This window comes from Longimicrobiaceae bacterium, assembly GCA_035936415.1.
In the GTDB taxonomy this organism is placed as follows: Bacteria; Gemmatimonadota; Gemmatimonadetes; order Longimicrobiales; family Longimicrobiaceae; genus JAFAYN01.
This window is the reverse complement of the sequence record DASYWD010000166.1, coordinates 1-3,254: the sequence shown is the minus strand read 5'-3', so window position 1 is coordinate 3,254 and position 3,254 is coordinate 1. Positions and strand designations below refer to the sequence as shown.

The 3,254-nt window shown below is 73.7% G+C and carries 5 protein-coding genes; 2 read left to right on the top strand and 3 right to left on the bottom strand.

The features are described from left to right. On the bottom strand, positions 1 to 513 hold a 513-nt coding region (locus tag VGR37_06235; GenBank protein HEV2146979.1), incomplete at its 3' end, for a hypothetical protein. Beyond that, the gene (locus tag VGR37_06230) at positions 503 to 1,876 is read right to left on the bottom strand and encodes a HAMP domain-containing sensor histidine kinase (protein ID HEV2146978.1); all 1,374 of its coding nucleotides are present in this window, start codon (positions 1,874 to 1,876) and stop codon (positions 503 to 505) included. The genes VGR37_06230 and VGR37_06235, both read right to left, overlap by 11 nt. A 103-nt stretch (positions 1,877 to 1,979) precedes the next feature. On the opposite strand from VGR37_06230, the gene VGR37_06225 reads away from it, so the two are divergent. Beyond that, positions 1,980 to 2,264, top strand: coding sequence for an HU family DNA-binding protein (locus tag VGR37_06225; GenBank protein ID HEV2146977.1), 285 nt, complete (start codon positions 1,980 to 1,982; stop codon positions 2,262 to 2,264). A gap of 72 nt (positions 2,265 to 2,336) precedes the next feature. Further along, positions 2,337 to 2,822 carry a Smr/MutS family protein gene (locus tag VGR37_06220; protein ID HEV2146976.1) on the top strand — a complete coding sequence of 162 codons (486 nt, stop codon included), beginning with the start codon at positions 2,337 to 2,339 and terminating at the stop codon, positions 2,820 to 2,822. Positions 2,823 to 2,892: 70 nt separating this feature from the next. On the opposite strand, the gene VGR37_06215 is transcribed toward VGR37_06220, so the two are convergent. Further along, positions 2,893 to 3,254, bottom strand: a 362-nt coding sequence (locus tag VGR37_06215) for a DbpA RNA binding domain-containing protein (protein HEV2146975.1), incomplete at its 5' end; no start/stop codon positions are given.

Here is a 3,254-nt window from a genome sequence, read left to right as displayed (position 1 = left end):
GGGGAGCTCCCAGGCGCGGAGCACGGCTTCCTTGCCGCCGCTGCGCGCCAGCGGCGAGCCGCGCTCGAAGTCCAGGTACGCGCCGCCGGGGCCGAAGCGGATCCCCACCGCGGCCACGGCGTCAGGCGCGATCCCGAGCTCCCGGGCGAGCGCCGCCACCGGGGGGAGGAGGCCGCCGGAGAGGACGCGCACGTCCTTGCCGAGGAAGCGGAGCGCGGCGACCGTCGCGCGGGCGTCGGGGACCAGCGCGTCCACGTAGGCGCGCGACAGGGCGTCCACCCGCTCGCGCGAGGGGCGGATCAGCTCCAGCCGCCGGCCGTACACCTCCTCCAGCGGGACGAGGCCCTGCATGGCCTCGTCCGTGAGCGCGCGGACCGCAGCGGCGTGCTCGCCAGCCAGCTCGTCGATCCCCTCGATGGCCGCGAGGGTGGAGTCGCAGTCGAACACCACGCTGGCGAACCCGCCCGTCTCGCCGCCCTCCGTCTCCCGCCGCTCCGGGTCGTCAGCCGTCACGCGCCGTCCCCGCCGGGAGGGTGAGGGTGAAGACCGAGCCCTCGCCGGGCTCCGAGCGGACGGTGACGTCGCCGCCGAGCTGCCGGGCCATGGCGCGGGAAAGGGCGAGCCCCAGCCCCGTCCCTCCGTAGCGGCGCGTGGCGGAGCCGTCCACCTGCCGGAACTCGTCGAAGATCCGCTCCTGGTCCTCGGGCGCGATCCCGATCCCGGTGTCCTCCACCTCCCAGGACACGAAGCCGCGCTCGTCGCCCGGGGTGCCCGCGGCCTCGGTCCGCGGCCCGATGTCCACCCGGCGCACCCGCAGCGCGACCGAGCCGCTGGGCGTGAACTTGGTGGCGTTGGAGAGCAGGTTGCGGAGGATGCGTACCGCGTGCCCCGGGTCGGTGTGCACCGGGACCGCCTCCGGCGGGAACTCGGTGCGCAGCTCCAGGTGCGCCGGGGGAGCGGGGAGCGTGGCGACGGCCGCCCTCGCGAGCGCCACCGCGTCGCAGCGCTCCGGTTCCACCGGGGTGCGCCCCAGCTTGACGTGGGTGAGGTCGAGGAGGTCGTTGATGAGCCCCATCAGGGCGGTGCCGGCGGTCTCGATCTTCTCCACGGCCGTGGCCTGCTCGCCGCCGAGCTCCCCGGAAAGCCCCTCCCGCAGGAGGTAGGTGTAGCCCAGGATGGCGGTGAGCGGGGTGCGCAGCTCGTGCGATACGTTGGCCAGGAACTCGCCCTTGAGCCGGCGCGCCTCCTCGGCTTCGTGGTAGCGGGCCTCCAGCTCCACGTTCTGCTCGCGGAGGCGGTCGTTGGCGCGCTGCAGGTCCTCGATCAGGTGCGCCTTCTCCGCGGTGGCGGAGAGTTGGTCGGCCACCAGGCGGAGGAGGTTGCGGTCCGCCTCGCACAGCTCGTCGCGGCCCCGGAAGTAGAAGGTGATGGCGCCCACCGGCGCCCCGCGGCAGGTGAGCGGGAGGGCGACGGAGGAGGAGAAGTCCAGCTCCCGCGCGGAGTCCCACCAGTCCTCGAACGCCGGGTCCGCGTAGAGGTCGAAGATCTCCACGATCCGGTTCTCCGCCACCGCCTGCCCGGTGGGGCCGTTCCCCACGCGGACGCGCATCTGGCTCAGGTACGCGGCCCAGGCGCGGGGCCAGTTGTAGGCGGCCACGACGCGGAGGAGCGAGTCGTCCTCGCCCTCGGCGTCACGCAGGAACACGCACCCGAAGGCGGCGCCCACCAGCACCGAGACGCGCTCCAGGGCGAGCCGGTACACCTCGGTGGGGCGGTCGGCCGTGAGGAAGGCGTGGGCGATCTCACGGGCGGCCTGCAGCTCGCGGACGGCGAGCGACCCGGTCTCGGGCGAGGGGAGAAATGTCGCGTGATCCAAGGAATTCTCTCTTGACGGATCGGTAGAGGACGCCTACTGTACCAGATGAACGGCGCGGCCGTTTGGTTTTCGCGTTTTTCAACCCCTCTACAGGAGTCGCTCGGTGAACAAGTCCGAACTCGTCCAGCAGCTGGCCAGCCGGGCCAACATCAGCCGCACCGACGCGCAGCGGGCGGTCGATGCTCTCTTCTCTGTGGACAACGGCATCATCTCGCAGGCGCTGAAGAGCGGGGACAAGGTCCAGATCACCGGGTTCGGCAGCTTCGAGACCAAGCAGCGTGAGGCGCGGAAGGGCCGCAACCCGCGCACCGGCAAGGAGATCGACATCGCCGCGTCGACCAGCGCCGCGTTCCGCCCCGGGAAGGGGCTCAAGGACTCGATCGCCTGACGATCCGCCGTTCCCGAAGACCGAGAGCCACGGCGCCCGTCGCCGTGGCTCTTCGCGTTTGCAGCGCCTCCCATGGCCCCCAGGAAGCGACGCCGCTCCGGCACTCCGCCCCCGCCGATCCCCGCGTGGGACGAGGTCCTCCCCACGCTCGACCTGCACCGCGAGACCGCGGACGAGGCCGTGCGCCGCACCGGGAGCTGGCTTCGGGAGCGCCAGCGCGAAGGGGTGCGCACCGTCCGGGTGGTCACCGGGCGCGGCTCGCGCTCGGCGGGGCCGCCGGTGCTGCGCGGCGAGGTCGGAGCGCTGCTCGAAGGGCTGCGCGGGTCGCTGGTCTCGTACTTCACCCTGGACTCCGGCGGCGGGGCGTTCCGGGTCGAGCTGGAGCGGTTCCGTGCCGCCCCGCGTCTGCCTGCCGCCCCCGCGCTGCTCCGGAAGGTGGACCCCGACCTCCGCAGACGCGCGGAGGAGGCGCTCTGGGAGCTGGGGGTGACTCCCACGCCCCCCCTGCTGGCCACGGAGATCCGGCGCATCCTCCGCGAAGCGGGGGAGGAACCCTAGTGTAGCGGAAAAAGCGGGGAGCGCGCAAGACATTTGCGCGCTCCCCGCGTCATTCTTCCGCCGGGCGGGCTCAGTCGCGCTGCTGCGGCGGCCTGCGCACGACCCTCCGCGCCCCCGCGCCCCCCGGCCCACGCGGGCCCGCCCCGCGCGGACCGGGGCCACCCGGCTTGCGGGACCGGTCGCCGGCCCGGTCGTAGTCCACGCGGACGCTGCGCCCCTTGATGGTGGTGCCGTTCACGGCCCGGATCACCTTCTCGGCCGCGTCGGCGTGCACCTCGACGATGGAGAAGGTGTCGCGGATCTCGATGCGCCCCACCTGCGATCCCGGGATGTTCGCCTCCCCCGCGATGGCGCCCACCAGGTCGCCGGGGCGGATCCCGTCGCGCGAGCCCACGCCCACGTACAGCCGGGCGATGGCGGAGGGGGCCGGGG